General features: G+C 44.0%; 20 protein-coding genes and 1 tRNA gene. 14 read left to right on the plus strand and 7 right to left on the minus strand.

Translation table 11 applies throughout. From position 1 onward, the window contains the following. Positions 1-26 precede the first annotated feature (26 nt). The 4 genes from B5F25_RS12830 (at position 27) to B5F25_RS12845 (ending at position 4,379) form a co-directional block, all read left to right on the plus strand. The gene (locus B5F25_RS12830) at positions 27-692 is read left to right on the plus strand and encodes an acetyltransferase (RefSeq protein ID WP_087249988.1); all 666 of its coding nucleotides are present in this window, start codon (positions 27-29) and stop codon (positions 690-692) included. Positions 693-847: 155 nt separating this feature from the next. Then, entirely contained in the window at positions 848-2,086 is a 1,239-nt protein-coding gene (locus B5F25_RS12835; RefSeq protein WP_162614416.1) for a hypothetical protein, read from the plus strand. 189 nt (positions 2,087-2,275) lie between these two features. Beyond that, positions 2,276-3,160 carry a hypothetical protein gene (locus B5F25_RS12840; protein ID WP_140406938.1) on the plus strand — a complete coding sequence of 295 codons (885 nt, stop codon included), beginning with the start codon at positions 2,276-2,278 and terminating at the stop codon, positions 3,158-3,160. Then, positions 3,147-4,379, plus strand: a complete 1,233-nt coding sequence (locus B5F25_RS12845) for a hypothetical protein (RefSeq protein ID WP_087249993.1) — start codon at positions 3,147-3,149, stop codon at positions 4,377-4,379. The genes B5F25_RS12840 and B5F25_RS12845 overlap by 14 nt, the downstream gene beginning before the upstream one ends. Here B5F25_RS12845 and B5F25_RS21810 read toward each other — a convergent pair. The 6 genes from B5F25_RS21810 to B5F25_RS12870 all read right to left on the minus strand — a co-directional run bounded on the left by B5F25_RS21810 (position 4,376) and on the right by B5F25_RS12870 (position 9,357). Continuing rightward, positions 4,376-4,546: a hypothetical protein gene (locus tag B5F25_RS21810; protein ID WP_158100044.1), complete on the minus strand. Its 171-nt coding sequence runs from the start codon at positions 4,544-4,546 to the stop codon at positions 4,376-4,378. The two genes, B5F25_RS12845 and B5F25_RS21810, sit on opposite strands and share 4 nt — an antisense overlap. 604 nt (positions 4,547-5,150) lie before the next feature. Further along, complete coding sequence (locus B5F25_RS12855) at positions 5,151-6,119, minus strand: DUF5106 domain-containing protein (protein WP_087213079.1); 969 nt, start codon at positions 6,117-6,119, stop codon at positions 5,151-5,153. A gap of 40 nt (positions 6,120-6,159) precedes the next feature. Beyond that, on the minus strand, positions 6,160-6,399 hold the full coding sequence (locus B5F25_RS21815; RefSeq protein WP_158100045.1) for a hypothetical protein: 240 nt from the start codon (positions 6,397-6,399) through the stop codon (positions 6,160-6,162). Between the two features lie 42 nt (positions 6,400-6,441). Then, positions 6,442-7,554, minus strand: a complete 1,113-nt coding sequence (gene dprA, locus B5F25_RS12860; protein ID WP_087249997.1) for a DNA-processing protein DprA — start codon at positions 7,552-7,554, stop codon at positions 6,442-6,444. After that, positions 7,551-7,955, minus strand: coding sequence for an acyl-CoA thioesterase (locus B5F25_RS12865; protein WP_022039298.1), 405 nt, complete (start codon positions 7,953-7,955; stop codon positions 7,551-7,553). Before B5F25_RS12865 ends, dprA begins: the two co-directional genes overlap by 4 nt. A gap of 130 nt (positions 7,956-8,085) precedes the next feature. Then, positions 8,086-9,357 carry a DUF2851 family protein gene (locus B5F25_RS12870; protein WP_022039297.1) on the minus strand — a complete coding sequence of 424 codons (1,272 nt, stop codon included), beginning with the start codon at positions 9,355-9,357 and terminating at the stop codon, positions 8,086-8,088. A gap of 84 nt (positions 9,358-9,441) precedes the next feature. On the opposite strand from B5F25_RS12870, the gene dapB reads away from it, so the two are divergent. From dapB to B5F25_RS12920, 10 genes are all read left to right on the plus strand, one after another. Continuing rightward, the gene (gene dapB, locus B5F25_RS12875) at positions 9,442-10,197 is read left to right on the plus strand and encodes a 4-hydroxy-tetrahydrodipicolinate reductase (protein ID WP_022039296.1); all 756 of its coding nucleotides are present in this window, start codon (positions 9,442-9,444) and stop codon (positions 10,195-10,197) included. Between the two features lie 9 nt (positions 10,198-10,206). Beyond that, positions 10,207-11,631 carry a S26 family signal peptidase gene (locus tag B5F25_RS12880; protein ID WP_022039295.1) on the plus strand — a complete coding sequence of 475 codons (1,425 nt, stop codon included), beginning with the start codon at positions 10,207-10,209 and terminating at the stop codon, positions 11,629-11,631. 77 nt (positions 11,632-11,708) lie between these two features. Then, complete coding sequence (locus B5F25_RS12885) at positions 11,709-12,620, plus strand: S26 family signal peptidase (RefSeq protein WP_087249999.1); 912 nt, start codon at positions 11,709-11,711, stop codon at positions 12,618-12,620. Positions 12,621-12,623: 3 nt separating this feature from the next. Beyond that, positions 12,624-13,268: a WbqC family protein gene (locus B5F25_RS12890; protein ID WP_087250001.1), complete on the plus strand. Its 645-nt coding sequence runs from the start codon at positions 12,624-12,626 to the stop codon at positions 13,266-13,268. Positions 13,269-13,373: 105 nt separating this feature from the next. Continuing rightward, on the plus strand, positions 13,374-14,051 hold the full coding sequence (locus B5F25_RS12895; protein WP_087207123.1) for a rhomboid family intramembrane serine protease: 678 nt from the start codon (positions 13,374-13,376) through the stop codon (positions 14,049-14,051). Further along, positions 14,023-14,922 (plus strand): rhomboid family intramembrane serine protease, encoded by a 900-nt coding sequence (locus B5F25_RS12900; protein WP_087250003.1) that lies wholly within the window; start codon positions 14,023-14,025, stop codon positions 14,920-14,922. The genes B5F25_RS12895 and B5F25_RS12900 overlap by 29 nt, the downstream gene beginning before the upstream one ends. Then, entirely contained in the window at positions 14,919-15,998 is a 1,080-nt protein-coding gene (locus B5F25_RS12905) for an endonuclease/exonuclease/phosphatase family protein (RefSeq protein WP_087250004.1), read from the plus strand. Before B5F25_RS12900 ends, B5F25_RS12905 begins: the two co-directional genes overlap by 4 nt. A 292-nt stretch (positions 15,999-16,290) precedes the next feature. Further along, entirely contained in the window at positions 16,291-19,287 is a 2,997-nt protein-coding gene (secDF, locus tag B5F25_RS12910; protein WP_087207117.1) for a protein translocase subunit SecDF, read from the plus strand. A gap of 217 nt (positions 19,288-19,504) precedes the next feature. Continuing rightward, positions 19,505-19,837 (plus strand): 6-carboxytetrahydropterin synthase QueD, encoded by a 333-nt coding sequence (gene queD / locus B5F25_RS12915; protein WP_022039288.1) that lies wholly within the window; start codon positions 19,505-19,507, stop codon positions 19,835-19,837. Next, positions 19,824-20,369: a 7-carboxy-7-deazaguanine synthase QueE gene (locus B5F25_RS12920; protein WP_087207113.1), complete on the plus strand. Its 546-nt coding sequence runs from the start codon at positions 19,824-19,826 to the stop codon at positions 20,367-20,369. The genes queD and B5F25_RS12920 overlap by 14 nt, the downstream gene beginning before the upstream one ends. A 76-nt stretch (positions 20,370-20,445) precedes the next feature. Here the strand turns inward: B5F25_RS12920 and B5F25_RS12925 are convergent. Continuing rightward, positions 20,446-20,517: transfer RNA gene (locus B5F25_RS12925), tRNA-Arg, on the minus strand. Positions 20,518-20,718: the final 201 nt, after the last annotated feature.

A 20,718-nucleotide genomic window follows, 5' to 3' on the forward strand; every position in this document is an offset into this window, starting at 1 on the left:
GTGTTTGACAATTAAATAAAAAAGACATGAAGAATTTATTAATTATTGGAGCAAGAGGATTAGGACGTGAAATGTATAGTCTTCGAGAGGACTATATTGGTTATAATGAGACATTTGTATATAAGGGATATTTAGATAGTGATAAAACTCTTTTAGATGGATATGAGGGTTATCCACCTATTCTATCTTCTGTGGAGGATTATGAAATTCAAGAAAATGATGTATTTATATGCGCTCTTGGAGATCCTAAGGCTAAACAAAAATATATCAACATAATTAGAGAGAAACAAGGCGAATTTATTTCTTTAATATCAAAGACGGCCACTATTTCTCCTCATGTAAAAATAGGAACAGGATGTATCATTTTTTCTCAATCTTTAATTACGGCCGATATAAAAATTGGAGATTTCGTTTCTGTGTTTCCTTGTGTTGTTATTGGACATGATGCTATTATAGAGGATTTTAGTGTGTTAGACAGCCATGCATTTATGGGAGGCTTCTCACATGTAAAAAAAGTTGCGCTTATTTCTACAGGTGCTAAAATTATGCCCCATAAAACTGTAGGTGAATATGCGGTAGTTAATGCTGGAAGTATCGTGGCACGGGATGTACCAGATAGAACTACGGTAATGGGTGTTCCTGCTATAGAAAGCAGAAGCTGGCTAAAAATGATTTTGAATCATAAAAGATGAAAGCTGCATATCCTCCTATTATTACTTTAGTTTCATTCTTTTATTTTGTTTCTTGTGATTCGAAGTTTTTTTCTACTGTTTCAGTTATAAAATATGAAAATTCGATTTCTTTTGAACCGGATAAAGGTGTATTGAGTAAATGCATCATAAAACCTTTGAACGGTATAGGTAACGGTCCATTGTATGGATATCAAAATGGTCGATATGCCATTGATTGGTCTACAGAATTTAACGAATTGGATATTCCTATTATCCGCTATCACGATGTAGAATACTTGAATCAACAAAATCAAGCTGTAAACATCAGTGCTATATTTCCGAATCTTGACGCAGATGAATCTAAATCGTCTTCTTACAACTTTTCTGCAACCGACCAATTGATGAAAGCCGCCACAGAAACCGGTGCCCGGATTATCTTCCGATTGGGAGAAAACATCCAGAATCTGGGTTCTGTCACAGGAGACAATACTCCTCCTAAAGATTTCGATAAATGGGCAAGGATAGCCGAACGGATTATTGCCCATTATGAAGAGGGGTGGAATAACGGTTTTCGTTACAAGGGTATAATGTGGGAGGTGTGGAACGAACCGGATAATCACCAGTGCTGGAACGGTACGTTCGACGCTTATTGTGAGTTTTATAAGACAGTATGGCGGTGCATACACGCCAAGCATCCCGATGCGGATATTTCGCCTTCGTATGCTTATAGCGCGGAAAACCGGGCGAAACTTTACCGTTACATACGGGATAACGGATTGGGAATCGGTCATTGTTTCGTGCATCATTATTGGAACGACTTTGCCGGAATCGGAGAAGATGCGAAGAAGTTGAAGAATGAATTGAAGCAGTATGGACTGGGGGCGGATATTATCATGAATGAATGGAATTATCTCTCCCCGGATGAGAAATGGAACAATTTAGCCGCTACGTTTTATGCGATTCAGACCCAGCAGGCTGCCGCTTGGTATGCCAAACAGCTCATCCACATGCAAGCGGCGGAAGACTTGGCAGGAGCGGTATATTATGTTTCGGACATGCCCGGATTTTGGACGGGGCTGTATAAGCGGAACAGTAAAGGAGAATTCGTGGTGCTTCCCGCTTATGATACCTTCCGGTATTTCGGCAAACTCTATAAGTTGGGTTATGAGGTGAAACCGGACAAGGTGCCGGAAGATACTTATGTATTGGCAGCTACGGACGGGAAGAAAGAAATGGGCATCATGGTAGTGAACGATTCGGACAAGTCTAAAGAAGTGGATGTCCGAATAAAAAATGTCCGCTTGGATGAATACAAGATACAGATGAAAGGCAAGAAGGTGCATGCCACGGGTGAGAAGATAAGACTTCGGCTATTGCCTTATGAAGTGTCTTTTGTGAATATATTAACCCAATAGGCTTCCGTTTTTGTGCACCGTTTTTGTGCACTTACTATTTTTTATATCTCTATCAAAACCCGTAGAAAAGCGTTTCTACATTTTTGACTTAATTTAGTAATCTTAGGAAACCGATTCGCAGTGATGCGCATCGGTTTCTGAAACTGAAGCTTTGTACCTTGCACGGTATAGATTTATTTTAGAGTATTCATGGATTTCGATTTACAAAAATACGCCCAATGGATTTTGAATTTGCCCTGCCATAACCTGTCAGTTTGGGGGCTTGAATCACTTTCCCGGATTCATATTTCCTTATATGGAATGATTGTAACCGATGCTTTAGATTCTATTTATGGAAAACGGGAAAAGTATTTTACCCGAATGAAAGAATTGTATAAGACTTGCAGCAATCGATATAAAAGAGCAGATATCATCGGCGCATGCCGGTTGACAGACGTAATGCAGTCGTTAGCTTATGCGCCCGGCGTCCTGGACTCGCAATGGCAGGATACATGCTACAGACAGATGTGGCAATTCGTAGAACAGAAAAGCCGGATAGTAAAAAACTGGGATATTCCCCAATGGTTGTGGTGTGTGGCTTGTTCTTGTTACCCTTTATCTGACGAATCGGCAGGAGAAGAATGTTTCTTGCGTTTCAGGCAACAACTGGAAAAATGGATAATCGACTGGGATACCGACGGGCAATGGCAGAACCTTTCTGTCTGCAAGGCTTTGCAACGACTCCGGGTATTGAACGGCAATTCTTATATGTTCTTGGATGATGCTTACGATAATATTATTTGCGCCATTTATCATTACTACCGTATGCGGGTGCCATTGAAAGGCAACATAGATACCTGTATAGTAAAACAAGCAGGCATGCTGTATGAACAAGCAGGCATTACCAAGGCATATCCGGCAGACTGGGACACGATGAAAGCTGTTGTCAGATTTATGTCTGCTTGCCTGTTGAAACTGCGTGCGGATAGCGATGAATGGCTTTACGCACTCTCTGTGCTTATCGAAAACAAATGTCAACATATAATGAAAGAAGTTTCCAGGCAAATAGATTCCTGTCATTATGTCTATCCATGAAAAATACGAGAAAGCTCTTCAGCTCTATGCTGAAACAGATTTGACTGGTGCGGAAATAGCTAAAGAATGTCAGGTCGCTGTTGCCGGATTCCGTGCCTATCTGTATCGCTACCACCGGTGGTTGGTCTTAAAACGGTATGGAATAAAAGAAACAGAAGTACCTGTCAAGCTTCGTCCAAAGAAAGGACAACGTCCCAGTTCGCACCAGAAATATAAGGATGCGGTAGCGGCTTGCGACAGTCTGACATATATCCGACTGAACATTTCGGAAATAGCCCGTATGTTTGGAGTCAGCGAAACCGGTCTGGGTAATTTTTTACGTTTGCATTATTCCGACATACTGGAACGCAGGGAAAAAGAAAGAATGAAACGAGGTATCGGTGACAACAAAAAACGAGGAGCCCGCCGGCATTCTGTAGAGATGTATGACAAAGCGGTAAAAATGTATAATACGACAGAAAAGACTATTTCTGAAGTGGCAGAAGATTGTAAAGTGTCATTGGGCGGACTGAGCCAATACATGCGTTTCTATCATAAAGCAGTTATCAGAAAACGTTCTGCCGAACGGGAAAAAGCCAAACGTCATAACCGGATAGGCCATCCGTCTGGAAACGGACGGAAACATATACCTGAACCTGAGACCGTGGAGAAATATAAGAAAGCCCTGGAACTGTATAAGCATACAAGCATGATAGTAAAAGACATTGTACAGCAGACAGGCGTCCCACTGGAAGGTTTCCGGTATTACCTGCGCACATGGCACCGCGATTTGATGTTGGAACGTAGAGGAGTCAACATTGCAACAGTGGATCGTGACTGTATAGACTTAAAACAAACCAAACGTTACCTGAAATCATCTGCGAGTAAATATGCCGATGCCATAGCCAGCCTGAAAGCAGGAAGTAAATCGATACAGCAGGCTGCAACCAACTTTGGCCTGCACCCTGAAACTTTCAGAATGTACCTGAAAGAACATGAACCTGAGCTTGCCATGCGGTACGGCATGATGAAAACCGCTGATGGGAAATATGTTTCAAAACTTGCAGCTGAAAAATATGCTGAGGCAATCCGGCTATACGAAACCACAACTGAAAACCTGAAATCCATTGCACAAAAATTGGGATTGGTCTACAATAGCTTAGGAGGGTATGTGAGGCGGAATTGCCCGGAAGCTATGGAACGGCACCAGGCATTATTGAAAAATCATCGGAAACATTAAGAAGCTGTTTTGAATTTCTCCAAAAAGTTTTTCTTGGCTTGATGTGTTCGTTTTCGTGTGTGCTTTGGGCGATTTTTTGGTCCTTTCCGCTTCTGTTCTTCGTCAGATAGCCCGCTATCTTCCTCATCACAGAAGCGAAAATGCCTCAAAAACTCATTCCAAATCATCGCACGATAAATTCAAAACAGCTTCTAAGAGCTCGTTTAAATTTTCCAATAAAGTAATATTCTATCAGGTTCTTTTGCGTTTGTTTCCGGTCTGTTTTCCCGATTTTATTCGTCAAATAGCCCGCTATCTTCCTCATCACAGAAGCGAAAATGCTTCAAAAACTCATCCCAAATCATCGCACGATAAATTCAAAACAGCTTCTAAGACGAGAAAAATTTTTTGTAGAATTATGTTTAAATACTGGCTCGAAACTAATTACAACCAACTTTTAATAGGGATACTTATCCTGTTGCTGATGGGAAATATAACAGGTATTGTAATAAATGTACAGGACAGACATAAACAAAAAGAAAAAATAATCCAGCTTCAACAGGAAATTGATTCCATTTATCATGAGATAGAAAAATGATGGTATTACCAACATCTCATAGTACGCATTTTTTTCTTTTTTGTTCGCATATCTGGACAAGATTCTGCATTTTTGCATACAAACAAGAAAATGCCATTCATGTCCTCTTATCCAATTAGAACATACCTGCACCGCCTATGACATAGAAGAAACTGTTTTGAATTTCTCCAAAAAGTTTTTCTCGTCTTGATGTCTTAAAAATGTAATGCGGCACGGATACGTGCGTAGGGGGCATCTTTCAAAATGACTTTTTTATTCCCATCAAGCAGGTAAAGCGATGGCATGGCTTTCAGGTCATAGAGGGCGTTTAGCTTGATAGCCTCACGGTCGGTGCCTACCATCCAGTTGGCCGGGAGGTTGGAGAGATCGCTACGCCATGCTTCTGGATTACCTTCGGTGTAAATGGCCAATACGGTGAGTTTCCCATCGGTTACAGCATCTGCCAAGGTCTGGTCGTGCAGCATGTCTTGCATGATTTCATGACAACTGGGGCATTCCGGATCATAGAATATCAGCAGCAGACGGTTGTTTGAGGCTGGAGTTTGATGAAGTTTGCTTGCCTGTCCGTTGGGTAGATAATACGTAAAGTCAGAAGCAAGTGTACCAGGCTGGTTCCGGCTGATGAGCTTTTGTTTGAAAGCCAATGTGCTTTTAGTCGCATCGTCTATGGTTTTGCTTTGCAGCATACGGTTCAGGTAAACAAGATACAATGCTTCGTTGTATAAGGGTGAGTTGGGATTGTATAAATATTCGTCGAACAAATGCATGAATGTTTTGCACGCTTCCCGTTGCTGTTCTATATGCGAGCAGAGAGCATCCAGACTCTTTGTGATTTCTTGTGAAGAACTTTCACCATCTGCCAGTAACGAGATGTGATTGACGAATCCTTGTTCAGTTATGTCACGGTTATTAAGTAAAGTCGTGTCGGAGAAGTTGAAATTATCCCAATAGTGTGCCAATAGAAATTCACGACGTTCTTCCGGCTCAGTCAACATCACTGGAATGTCGGGGAAAGGGAACTGTGCTTTGTCTGGTTGTGTGGCTACATTTTCTTTTTGTATGGACGTGTGTTCTTCGGTCGCATGCTGTTTTTGCCCGGAGGTGCATGAAGTTCCGAGAATGATGCATACAATTGCGATGTAGTAATAAAGGTGTGTTTTCATACCCATATTTTTTGAATATTACAAGTGCAAAGATACGATTTTATAAATGAAGAATGAAGGATTTAGCATAAAGAATCCTTGCAAATTTGGCTTGGCATACATTCTTTATCTTTAGAAGCTGTTTTGAATTTCTCCAAAAAGTTTTCTTGGCTTGATGTATCCGTTTTCGTGTGTGCTTTGGGCGATTTTTTGGTCCTTTTCGCTCCTGTTCTTCGTCAGATAGCCCGCTATCTTCCTCATCACAGAAGCAAAAATGCCTCAAAAACTCATCCCAAATCATCGCACGATAAATTCAAAACAGCTTCTTATCCTTCATTATTTTTCAGACCAGCTTGTAAACACCTCCGGCATAATTGCGGATGATACCTTTTAATTCCAGTTCGAAGAGGATGCCACTCATGCGGGTTATGGGGATATTGCTTTCTACTACTAAGCTATTCACTTGCATGCCTTCGGTTTGTTTTTGAAGGAGTTGTACTACTTGTGTCTCTTCCGCGTTCAGTTCGGGAAACAGTTGCCGCTGGATAGCCGCCGGTATTTCTTTGGGGCGGTTCCAGTTCATTGCTTTCACCAGTTCTTCGGCGCTTTGAAGTAAAATGGCACGGTTGGAGTAGATAAGCCGGTTGCAGCCTTCAGAGTAAGTATCGTCTACCCGTCCGGGAAAGGCAAAACAATCCCGATGATAACTGTCGGCTATTTCGGCAGTAATCAGTGAGCCTCCTTTCAATGCCGATTCTACTACGATAGTAGCGTCACTGATACCTGCTACAATCCGGTTCCGTTTTACGAAGTTCTGTCTGTCGGGATTTGTTCCGCTCATAAATTCGGTCAGCAGTCCACCGTGGGTTGTCATTTCAATAGCCGTATGCCGGTGAATATATGGATAAATCCGGTCTAGTCCGTGTGCCAGTACACCTATTGTATCCAATTGGTACTGCAAGGCTGCGCGATGGGCATGGATGTCAATGCCGTATGCCAGCCCACTGACGATAAGAGTATCAGGCATCAGTTCTTGCAGGTCGTGTATGAAGCGGTCGCACAAGGCTTTGCCATAACCTGTGGCATTGCGTGTACCTACCATACTGATGATGTGGCGGCTGTTTAGGTCGGCATTGCCTTGATAAAACAAGACCAGTGGAGCATCACTACACTCGCGTAACCGGGAAGGGTAGTCTTCGTCATCGGAGGTAAGGCAGGCAATGTGGTTTTTCTCGGCAAAAGTAAGTTCGGCTTCACATCTGCGAAGTATTTCCGGATGGTCGAATGCTTGTAGAAGTCTGGGGCTGACTTGGGGTAGTAAGTCGCGTAACTCTTTGGTATGTGTAAAGAGAAAGGTGGCATTCCCTGCCGCTTGTAGCAGATTGTGGGCATGATTGATGCCGATGCCGGGCAGTTGGGTCAAGGCAAGCCGGTAAAGTGTTTCTTGTGTGTTCATTCGTTGAAATAAGGTGCAAAAAGGTTGTTGAAAAGTTCACTGTCACTCAGCCGTCCGTTGATGAGGCATACGGTTTCAACTGTTGATTTAATGGCTATTTTCATATCAGGCAAACGGAAAATATCTTGGTAGAAGACATATTTGATGCCTTCTTTCTTCAGATAGAGTTTGGAAACAAATTCGTCTCCGCTTTTCAGTGGTGTCTTGAATGCCATGGTCAGCCGTGCTACTACCGGATCAATACCTTCTGTATGAAGTTTGGCAAAACTGATGCCGGCAGACAATAAAAATTCATGCCGGGTGTGTTCAATGTAATGTTGGTAGTTAGCGTTGTTTACGATACCTTGCAGATCGCATTCATAGTCGCGTACTTTCATTTTCAGTTCATAGATATATTTCATGAGTTATTGAGTTTTTAAGTTATTGAGTTTTTAAGTTATTGAGTTTTTAAGTTATTGAGTTTTTAAGTTGGCAAGTAAACAAGGCCTCGGATAGTAAAGGTATTTAAAACCTTGTCACCTCGTCACCTTGTTACCTCGTTACCTTTTTCATATATTCGTACCCGATTCTGCAATACAAGCATTTCTTTGGGTCGCAATAGTTCTTTTTGAGTTGGATAAGCGCCTGGCTGTCTCCGGCATGGTTGGCTTTCAGTCCACATTCCTGCCAAGTCCGGATGATGTAATTGTTTTCCGGTTTCAGTTCTTCGAGGAAGCGGTTGGCACGTTGGCAAAGGGCTTCGTTCGCTTTGTGTTTGCCATACGCATATAGAAAAGGAACTACCGTGTTGATGATAAGCAAGTCGATAGAATTGTTGCTTAACGTTTTCGGATGAGCGGGAGAAATTTCGCCGAATGTATAGTGTGTCAGCCAGTACTCGGAAGTACCTCCTCGGAGCAGTTCACGTACTTGCTTCAGGTTGTCTGTTTCCATCAGTTGAGAAAGTAATCCTTGTGAACGATGGTACAGGCAAGCCAATTGGGCAATACGTATATGTGGAAAATTGCCCGGACGCAGCCGGAGAAAACGCCAATGGCAGTCTGCCGAGGGAGTAAGTCCGAATTTATGGCTGAGGTAAGCATATTCTTTTATCAAGGCTTCGGTATAAGTGTCTATCGGAAGCTCCTGCAACAGTCCGGCTTGTCCGAAAAATAGGGCTTCTACCTGAAATAGACTATCGCGGTGCTTGTTGACTGCTGTTAAAGGTACGGTTTTTGCCCATAATTCGAAGGTGTCACTATTCACTCCGAAACCAAAATTGCGCGCCAGAGTGATAAAGAAAGCATTTTCCCAGTCGCTGTTGCAGGCTTTCAGTCGCTGGTGTATTTGTTCTGTCTTGCTTTCGAACCGTTCTACTTGCAAGGCGGATAGCCAGCTGTGCAAGAAGAACGCTGATAGGGAAGGAATCAGTTCATGACAAGCCGGATAACGGTCTTCCTGCAGCAATTGTTCGTAATGGGCAAGCAAGGCTGGCGGGCAATGCAGCTCCATTTGCGGGATAGGTTCGCCGTTGGTACGGACTGGGGAGGCATCCATTCGTGAAGCTACATGCAGAATGACTGAATCGTATGCCGGGTCAAGGTGGTGCCGGTGGGCAAACCAGTCGGATGCTTGCAGATGTATTTCCACGTTGCCTACCCACAGCACACCGTTTAACTTGATTTTGGCGTTGAAGAAATCAGGGCCTGCATGTATATTGGGCAGTCCCACGTCGATGATTTCCACTGTTTGTCCATCGGTTGTTTGTAGCGGCTGAAGGGCAAAAAGTTTGTGTTTCCACACGTAATGTAAGAGTTGTTCCATGTTAATGAGGTGTAAATGTTCGCTAAATGTAATGATTAATAACGAAAAACGCTATCTTTGTGGCTGAATTTAATTGATTTATTTATGAAAATAGCATTAATCGGATATGGAAAGATGGGTAAAGAGATAGAAAAGGTCGCTCTTTCCCGCGGACATGAAATAGTAAGTATCATAGATGTGGACAATCATCAGGACATCGATTCTGATGCTTTCCGCTCGGCAGACGTAGCTATTGAGTTTACAGCTCCTGCAGTGGCATACGGCAATTGTATGGAGGCTTTCAAGCAAGGAGTGAAAGTTGTATCAGGTAGTACTGGCTGGATGGGTGAACACGGTGATGAGGTGCGCCGCTTGTGCAAGGAAGAAGGAAAGACGTTGTTCTGGTCATCCAATTTCAGCCTGGGGGTAGCTATATTCTCGGCGGTTAACAAGTATCTGGCTAAGATAATGAACCGTTTTCCCAACTATGATGTTTCGATGGTGGAAACACATCATATCCATAAGGTGGACGCACCCAGCGGTACAGCCATCACACTTGCCGAAGGTATCCTGGAAAACCTGGACCGTAAGAGTAAATGGGTAATGGGTACCTTAACTGCTCCCGACGGTACTGTAAGTGGAACGACGGAGTGTGCTCCAGATGAATTGCCGGTCAGTGCTATCCGGCGGGATGAAGTGCCGGGTATCCATACTATCCGCTACGAATCGGAAGCCGATTCCATCATCATTACACACGATGCAAAAAACCGGAAAGGGTTTGCCTTGGGGGCTGTGCTGGCTGCTGAATATACAGCTGTTCACGAAGGCTTTTTGGGAATGAATGACTTATTTCAATTTTAAGGATCGGGTATGATACAAGCATCGCGCAGGCAATGGGTGAAATTCGGCATTGTCTTGTTTTTATACATTCTCTTTCTCATCTGGCTGAAAAGCTGGCTGGGTATAGTCGTCATCCCTTTTATCTTCGATGCCTATATCACCAAGAAAATACCTTGGACGTGGTGGAAAAAATCGAAGAATAAGGCGGTGCTCACGGTAATGGGGTGGGTAGATGCCATTGTGTTTGCATTGGTAGCGGTTTATTTCGTCAACCTGTATTTTTTCCAGAACTATGTTATTCCTTCTTCTTCGTTGGAGAAATCATTGTTGGTAGGCGACTATTTGTTCGTAAGCAAGATGAGTTATGGGGCTCGTATTCCACAGACTCCTTTGCATATGCCGCTCACTCAGCACACGCTTCCGGTCTTCAATTGTAAGTCGTATCTGGAATGGATTCATTGGGATTACAAGCGTGTGGGCGGATTGGGTACGGTAAAACTGAATGATATCGTGGTCTTTAATTTCCCGGCAGGAGATAGCGTGGCTACAGCCATACCTGCTGATGACTTGTACCGGTTGAGTTATGATGCAGGCAGACAATTGTCACAACAGGTCGATTTCTCGCGCTTGGATGCCGAGCAGCAACGGCAAGTATTTGATTATTATTACGCAGCCGGACGCAAGTATATCGATGAAAACCCGCAACTATATGGAAAAGTCATCGCACGTCCGGTAGACCGGCGTGAGAATTATGTGAAACGTTGTGTCGGACTTCCGGGGCAGACGCTTCAGATAAAAGACCGCATTGTATATCTGGACGGTAAGGCAAACAAAGAGCCCGACAATGTACAATACCGCTATATCGTACATACGAAAGGCATGTTACCCGATGACCTGTGTCACGAACTGGGTATCAGTGCAGAGGACCGGGCTATGTATTATCCCGAGGAATCTGTTTATAATATACCGTTGACGGAGAAGGCGAAAGCAGGTCTTTTGGCACGCAAGGATATCGTGGTCTCTATCGAAAACATGCCTGATGAGGCTATCGAAGGACTTTACCCCGTAAATAAGGTGACCGGATGGACACTTGACAATTATGGTCCGATATGGATTCCAAAGAAGGGGGAGACCATCGACTTGACTTTGGACAACCTGCCTTTTTATGAACGTCCGATCCATGCTTACGAGGGAAATACCTTGGAAGTAAAGGAGGGTAGAATCTATATCAACGGACAGGAGACCACCCGTTATACATTTAAAATGGATTATTACTGGATGATGGGTGATAACCGGCATAATTCGGCCGATTCCCGTTTTTGGGGCTTTGTGCCTGAAGACCATATTGTGGGCAAGCCGATATTTATCTGGTTGTCCTTGGATCAAGACCGTGGATGGCTGGACGGTAAGGTTCGTTGGAACCGGTTGTTTAAGTTTGTGGATTCGATAAAATAACATAGCGTGTACGGGTTGGCCAGGCTTTAGATACCTGATGTATTGAAAACCTGGTCAGCCAGTACCTGATTAATTATATGAATGCAAGCTGGAAAACCATACTGAAAGGAATTGCCGGATGTGTGCTGGCGGTAGTATTGGTGAAAGCTTTCCTTGTCACGTCTTGCTTTATTCCTTCGTCGGGAATGGAAAACAGCCTTTACGAAGGCGAAGGGGTATTGGTGAACAAGTGGAGCTACGGTTTGCGTATGCCTTTTCCATCGGTATTCGGATACTACCGTATCGGTTCTTGCGATATCAGGAAAGGAGATATAGTCTTGTTCAACGACCCAAGTCCGGGTAATCCGTCCCGATGGATGGAGGGGCGTGGTGTGTTTATCAGCCGTTGTATAGGTAGGGCTGGAGATACATTGTTGTTGAACCGCGAGCTGATTGATGCGGAAAATGAAGTCTGGAGTCCCGACAACAAAGCTTTGTATGTATATCCTTCGGCACAAGAAGATACTGTACAGGCAATATTGAAGGCAGTAGGTATTTCTGAGAATCCTTTGGTGGGATATACCGAGGAAGGCGATTTCATCCGGAGCTTCAGCCGATATGAACTGTATCTCGTTGCGCAAAAGGGAAAAGGGAAGGTAATTTTTACACCGTTGAATGCCAAACTAGCAAAGGAGGTACATCCTTATGTGGTGCCCGAAAAAGGTATTCCGGTGATGGTCTATCCTTGGAATGCGGTATTGCTTTGCAACACCATTGTGTCGCATGAGGGGAAAAATGCCACCGTGCAGGGAGATACCTTGTGGGTGGAAGGCAAGCCGGTACGCTCGTACACATTCAGTAAGGATTATTATTGGATGGCTTCGAATGACCCGGTTAATCTTGCCGACTCTCGTTTGTTTGGCTTTGTGCCCGAAGAATGCATCATCGGCAAAGCGTGGCGCATTTGGTTTACTACCCGGAAGGGGCGTTTCTTACAACGTGTAGAATAGAGAATGGAAAAAGAAATATTGTTAAGTTCGGCGTATCTGGCACCGGTAGAGTATTATACGAAACTCTATGCGTATGATAAGGTATATGTGGAACGGTTCGACCATTATGCGAAACAGACTTACCGGAACCGGTGTGTTATCGCTTCGGCGGCAGGACCGTTGGCTCTGACCATTCCTACCGAAAAGAGTGACGAACAGAAATGTTTGATGAAAGATGTGCGCATTTCCGACCATGGGAACTGGCGGCATGTGCATTGGAATGCATTTGTGGCGGGCTATAAGCACAGCCCGTTCTTTGATTATTATGCTGATGAATTCCAGGAGTTTTACAAGCGGAGGTATACTTTCTTGTATGATTTCAATGCCGGCTTGTGCCAGTGGATATGCAGGCAACTGGATATGCAACCTTGCATTGTACCTACTGATGATTTTTGTGTATCACCCGAAGGGGTAGAAGACTTCCGCGAACGGATTCATCCGAAAAAGCCTTTTGAGGCTAATGACCCGCGGTTCGTGCCTAAGCCTTATTATCAGGTGTTCGATGCGCAAACCGGTTTCCTTCCGAACCTAAGCATCATCGATTTGTTATTCAATATGGGACCCGAAGGATTACTGGTGCTGAAGGAAAGCTTTTATAATGAAGAATGATGAATGAAGAATTAAACTTGAAAACTTATAAACTTAAAAACTTATAAACTTAAAAACTTATAAACTTAAAAACTTATAAACTTAAAAACTAAAGAATACAACGATATGAACAATATGCCAACTGTAACAAAAAATCTACTGATTATCAATGTACTGTGTTTTTTTGGCTATGTCGTGGCAAAACGGTACGGAATCGACTTGAACGATATGTTGGGGCTGCATTTCTTCCTGGCATCTGATTTCAACCCGGCACAGCTGATTACCTATATGTTCATGCATGCCAATTTCCAACATATTTTCTTCAATATGTTTGCAGTCTGGATGTTCGGACGTACGTTGGAAAATGTTTGGGGACCGAAGCGGTTCTTATTCTATTACATCTTGTGCGGTATCGGCGCCGGACTGATACAGGAAGCGGTGCAATACATCGAGTATGTAGTGAGTTTGTCACAATACGATGGGGTAGATACCGGTATGGGTGTCATTTCGATGGCAGAATACTTGAATATGCTGACCACTGTGGGAGCATCCGGGGCTGTATATGCCATCTTGCTGGCTTTCGGTATGCTGTTTCCCAATAGCGAGATGTTCATCTTTCCGATACCGATGCCTATCAAGGCGAAATACTTTGTTATTGGTTATGCCGTACTCGAACTGGTGCTGGGCATCAGTGGGGGAGACGGGGTGGCACACTTCGCTCATTTGGGAGGCATGCTTTTTGGATTCATATTAATCATTTATTGGAGAAAGAAAAATGGCGGCGGACAGCAGATTTATTACTAACCTGAAAGAGAACTTCAGGCGTGGGGATATTGTGACCCAACTTATTTACATTAATGTCGGCGTGTTTTTGCTTGTTGCCCTGGTGAACCTTTTCCTTACCTTATTTAATATGGGGGGAGGACAACAGTGGATGAATTACCTCATGTTTCCGGCATCGTTGGAGAGATTTATCCGCCAGCCTTGGTCGGTACTGAGCTATATGTTCATGCATGCCGGTATTTTGCACATCCTGTTCAATATGTTGTGGCTGTATTGGTTCGGACGGCTGTTCCTGAACTTTTTCTCGGCAAGACACCTGCGTGGATTATACGTGTTGGGAGGCATAGCCGGTGCGGTACTTTATATGGTGGCTTATAATCTTTTCCCTTACTTCCGGGATGCAGTCGCTTTTTCATACTTGCTGGGAGCTTCGGCATCAGTACTTGCCATAGTAGTGGCTACGGCGGTGCGTGAGCCCGATTATTCCGTACAATTTATGTTTATCGGAACGGTACGCTTGAAATATGTAGCTATCTTTATGGTAGTGCTCGACCTGTTGTTTATGACTGCAGACAATGCTGGAGGACATCTGGCTCATTTGGGAGGTGCTTTGGCTGGATGGTGGTTTGCTTCTGGTCTGGTAAAGGGGCGCGACCTAACCCGATGGATTAACATGGCTTTAGATTTTTGTTCGGGTCGTTGGCGTCAGACTCCCCGCAAGCCGAAGATGAAAGTGCATTATGGAGACAAAGAAAAAGATTACGACTTCAATGCACGCAAGAAAGCACGTGCTGATGAGATTGACCGTATATTGGACAAGCTCAGAAAGTCAGGTTACAATAGTCTGACCGAAGACGAAAAGAAAAGTCTGTTTGATGCAAGCAAGAAATGAAAATCGTTAAGCATTTCATACTGACCATTTTGGCCTTGTCGAATGGATTGATAGGCATAGCCTTTCTGGTTTGTGCCTATAGTCCTTATATTTCTCCGGTAGAACATCCGGTAGGAGCGTGTGCAGGTTTGTTCTTTCCCATATTTATGTGCCTGAACCTGGCTTTTTGTTTCGTCTGGCTTTGCCTGAAGCCATGGGGAGTGTGTTTGCCTTTGTTGTTTTTTGCTGCCGCATGGAACAGCTTGCGGATATATTTCCCCGTAGGTTCTATCAAAGAGGGTACGCCAGGAGCGAAGAACCTGAAATTTCTCACGTATAACACACAGGGCATTGCTGCCGGCGAGAAAGGAGAAACCGACGGAGAGAATCCTGTATTGGCTTATTTGCGCAAGAGTGGGGCAGACATTATCTGCCTGCAAGAGTTTATGCCGGGAGCCCATGCTTCGAAGGCACAAATAAAGGAAGCATTGGCGGCTTATCCGTATTCGAAAACGACACGTACGGAAGGGGGAGACATCTTGGCTTGTTATTCACGCTATCCCATTTTGTCGGAAGAGCGCATTGCGTATGCCAGTCAGTTTAACGGGAGCGTGATGTATCGCTTGAAAGTGGACGAAGATACAATCGTAGTTATCAATAACCATCTGGAGTCGAATAAATTGGACAGTTACGACAAGAAGGTGTACAACGATATCTTGAAGTCGCCCACTGAAGGCAATGTGAAGAGCGAGAGCAAATACCTGTTGCGCAAACTGGCAGATGCTGGGGCACTCCGGGGTCCGCAAGCCGATTCGGTGGCACAGGCTATCCGGCGGAACCGCTCACGTTATATGCTGGTTTGCGGTGATTTCAATGATTCTCCCCTTTCGTATGCCCATCGGGTTATCGGTGAAGGGCTGTGCGATGTATTCGTAGAGGCTGGTGCCGGTCCTGGATTTACTTATAATCAGAACCACTTTTATTTTCGCATCGACCATATCTTTGCTACTCCGGCATTTCGTGTACTCGAATGTAAGGTGGACCGCAGCATCCGTGCTTCCGACCATTATCCCGTATGGTGCATCTTGGAGCGGTGAACCGTCTGGAAAACTTGAGATGAGGAAAGCACTTACTTACATGGGCTTATGCATATAGGTGCGTTGTCCGATGTACTTATATGCGTAGAGCCGCGCACTTATATGCAATCGGGTCACTTCTTTGTCTGAAAAGGATTGTTTCTTGATGCCTGTTGTTGTTGAAATCCATCTTTTTTTGCATTGAAATGCCGAAATAATTAAAATCCTTTTCTTCATGTAAATGAAAAGAACTATATTTGCAACCTTGAATAAACGCATATTAATTAAAAAGTAAATAATAAATTAAAGTAACATGCAAAACAAAGGATTCGTAAAGTTTTTTGCGCTATTACTGACCCTGGTCTGCTTGTTCTACCTTTCGTTTTCTTTCGTGACCCGCTATCACATGAATAAGGCGGAGGAAGATCCGAAAGGCGAGACACATTATCTTGATTCGGTAATGAACAAGAAGGTATGGCTGGGCAGTTATACGCTGAAACAATGTCGTGAGATGGAAATCGGACTGGGCCTTGACTTGAAGGGTGGTATGAACGTCATCCTTGAAGTTTCTGTGCCGGATGTAGTGAAGGCGCTTGCCGACAACAAGACTGATGAAGCTTTCAACAAGGCTGTGGCAGAAGCTGCCAAGAAACAGGTGACCAGTCAGGAAGATTTTATCACACTGTTTGTGAGAGAGTATAAAAAGTTGGTTCCCGATGGCAAGCTTGCCGAGCTGTTCGCTACACAGCAGATGAAGGACAAGGTGAATACTCGCAGCACCGATGCTGAAGTGGAAAGAGCTTTGCGTGAAGAAGTGAAGGCTGCCATCGACAACTCATATAACGTGTTGCGTACACGTATCGACCGTTTCGGTGTGGTTCAGCCCAATATTCAGGCAGTAGAAGGTTCGATGGGACGCATCATGGTGGAATTGCCGGGTATCAAAGAACCGGAACGTGTGAGAAACCTTCTGCAAGGTTCTGCCAATCTGGAGTTTTGGGAAACATACGAAGCCAAGGATATTGTTCCTATATTGATGTCGGCCGATGAACGTGCCCGTCTTGCGATGGGGACTGCTACGGATTCGGTGAAGACCGACTCGGTGGAAATGAAGAAAGAAGAAGCCAAAGCCGCTCTTTCTTCGAAAGACAGCCTGGCCGCAGTACTGAAGGGAGAGACGGCCGAAGCTCAAAGCACCGCCGATTTGGAACAACTGAAGAAAGAACATCCGTTGCTGGCTGTTTTCCAGCCCAACCAAAGCGGTATAGGAGCTATCGTAGGATATGCTGACTATAAGGATACAGCTGCCATAAACAACATCTTGAATCTGAAGCAAGTGAAAGAAATCCTGCCGCGTGACCTGAAGTTGATGTGGGGTGTGAAGGCTTCGGAAATGGACCAGACGGGACACATATTCGAATTGTATGCCATCCGCGTAACCGAGCGTAACGGACGTGCTCCGCTGGAAGGTGATGTCATCACAGATGCACGCGACTCATACGACCAGTTTAACAAGCCTTGTGTAACAATGTCGATGAATACCGACGGTTCGCGCCGCTGGGCTGCACTGACCAAGAAAAATATCGGCAAGGAAATAGCTATTGCACTGGATGGTTATGTATATAGTGCGCCGCGTGTAAATTCTGAGATTACGGGAGGTAATTCGGAAATCACCGGTAATTTTACTCCGGAAGTAACTAAAGACTTGGCTAACGTGCTGAAGTCGGGTAAGATGCCGGCTCCTGCCCGTATCGTACAGGAAGATATCGTAGGACCTTCGCTCGGACAGCAGTCTATCAATCAGGGATTGGTTTCGTTTATAGTAGCCTTGATTGCCTTGATGGCTTACCTCTGCCTGATGTATGGTTTTATTCCAGGTATGATTGCCAATTTTGCACTGATATTCAACTTCTTCTTTACGATGGGTATTCTGGCTTCGTTCCAAGCCGCATTGACATTGTCCGGAATTGCCGGTATGGTGCTTTCGCTGGCTATGGCGGTGGATGCCAACGTGTTGATTCACGAACGTACCAAGGAAGAGATGAAGGCTGGAAAGACAATGAAAGAAGCAATCAATGCGGGTTATTCAGGTGCTTTCTCGGCCATCTTCGACTCTAACCTGACATCTATCATTACGGGTGTTATCCTGTTCTATTTCGGAACCGGACCTATCCGCGGATTTGCTACCACATTGATTATCGGTATCATCTGCTCGTTCTTTACAGCAGTGTATATGACCCGTCTGGTTTACGAACATTTCCTGGCAAAAGGAAAGCTCCGTAACCTGACATTCTCTACTTCCATATCGAAGAACCTGTTCCAGAATGTGCATTTCAACTTTATGGGAATCATCAAACGTTCGTTTACCGTATGGGGTATTCTTATTCTGGTATGCGTGGTTTCGTTTGTGGTTCGTGGTTTGTCGCCCAGTATTGACTTTACAGGTGGACGTAACTTTGTTGTACAGTTCGACAAGGTGGTTCAGCCAGAAACCGTACGCGACTTATTGGAAAACAAGGTGGATGATGCCAATATCCAAGCCATTGCCTTGGGAACTGACGGACACCGTATCCGTGTGACCACCAACTATCGTATAGCCGAGGATGGTGCGAATGTAGATGCCGAAATAGAAGGTATTTTGTATAACGCTTTCAAGGAAGGCAATCTGTTGCCCGATGGCTTGACTCTCGAGCAGTTTGTTGACCGTGACAATACGGAAGGATGTTCCATCATCAGTTCGCAGAAGGTGGGTCCGAGCGTAGCAGACGACTTGAAGACATCTGCTGTATGGTCGGTCATCTTTGCCTTGATTGCTATCGGTCTGTATATCTTGATTCGGTTCAACAACATTGCATATAGTGTGGGTGCAACGGCTGCATTGGCGGTGGATACGCTGCTGGTAGTAGGTGCTTATTCTTTATGTTACGGTTGGATGCCGTTCTCATTGGAGGTAGACCAGACATTTATCGGTGCAGTATTGACGGTAATCGGTTATTCTATTAACGACAAGGTGGTTATATTCGACCGTGTGCGCGAGTTCTATCACCTGTATCCGAAACGTGAACGTACAAAACTGTTCAATGATTCTTTGAATACGACACTTGCCCGTACGTTGAATACCGGTCAGAGTACGTTGATTGTATTGCTTATCATTTTCTTCTTGGGAGGCGACAGCATCCGCAGTTTCTCATTTGCAATGATTCTGGGTGTGGTAGTCGGTACGTTCTCCTCATTGTTTGTAGCTGCTCCGGTGGCTTACCTGATGTTGGGAGGCCGGAAAGGACAGAAAGAAGAAACCGGAAAAGCCTGATAATATCATAATAAGGAATTGAGAAATTAAAGAAGTAAAGGAGTTAAGTCAATAGTCTGGTGGTGGAAAATCAGCTATAGGCTTAACTCCTTTATTATATAGACTCTTTTCTTCCTGTTTGCCCAGATGCAAATTCTTTCTTATCTTTGCAAAGTGCCGAGGTGACATTAGGCACTAACCGTTTTTTACGATAAACAATCTTAGAACAACAAGCATTATGTATACAGTCATCAAACGTATGGAAATATCGGCTTCGCACAGCCTGTCACTTTCTTATCCCAGCAAGTGCGAAAATCTGCATGGACATAACTGGATAATCACCGTATATTGCCGCAGCAAGGAGCTGGACGAGTGTGGTATGGTAGTTGATTTTTCTAAAATTAAAAAGATAGTAAAAGAACAAATGGATCACCGTCATTTGAATGAAGTATTCTCTTTTAATCCGACGGCAGAAAATATCGCTCGTTGGGTATGCGAACAGGTACCACATTGTTTTAAGGTGGAAGTAAGGGAATCGGAAGGCAATACGGTAATTTATGAGAAAGATTAACGAAATATTCTATAGCCTGCAAGGAGAAGGGGCACATGCAGGAACCCCTGCTGTATTTGTACGCTTTTCGGGATGCAATCTGAAGTGCGCTTTTTGTGATACATCGCATGAATCAGGAACGGAAATGAGCGATGAGGAAATTGTAGAAGAGGTATGTAAATATCCCTGCCGGATGGTTATTCTGACTGGAGGAGAGCCGGGGTTGTGGATAGACGATGCATTGGTTGATATGTTGCACAAAGCCGGCAAATATGTTTCTGTCGAGACCAATGGAACACAAATCTTGCCCGAAGCGGTAGACTGGGTAACCTGTTCTCCAAAAGAAGGAACAATTCTTCGCGTCAAGCATGTTGATGAAGTGAAAGTGGTTTATCTCGGACAAGATGTCTCTCCTTATTTATTAATAGAAGCAAAAGAACATTTCCTACAGCCATGTTCGTGCCAAAATACAGAAGAAGTGATTGAGTATATAAAGAAGCATCCACAGTGGCGGTTAAGCCTTCAGATACACAAATTGATAAACATCCCTTGATTTACGATTTTACGATTTACTATTTTGTCATTTGCTTAAAATAGTAAATCGTAAATAGTAAAATAGTAAATAAAAGTACCTCGGAGGGGAATCGAACCCCTATTTAACGTTTAGGAAACGCTTGTTCTATCCGTTGAACTACCAAGGCGAGTGTGCAAATTTACTGCTTTTTGTGCTAATTCCCATATATTTGCTCAAGAAAAACACAAGGACCTTACATTTTTTGTAATAGGCAGAGTCAACCAGCGAGTGCAACATTACGAAATATTTTTGAAAAAGACCTCAGCCGGAGTCGAGAAATTGAGTTTTTCTCTCGGTCTGGCATTAATTTTCTTCCTGATCTTGGTTA

Source organism: Bacteroides sp. An19 (assembly GCF_002160215.1).
GTDB lineage: Bacteria > Bacteroidota > Bacteroidia > Bacteroidales > Bacteroidaceae > Phocaeicola > Phocaeicola intestinalis.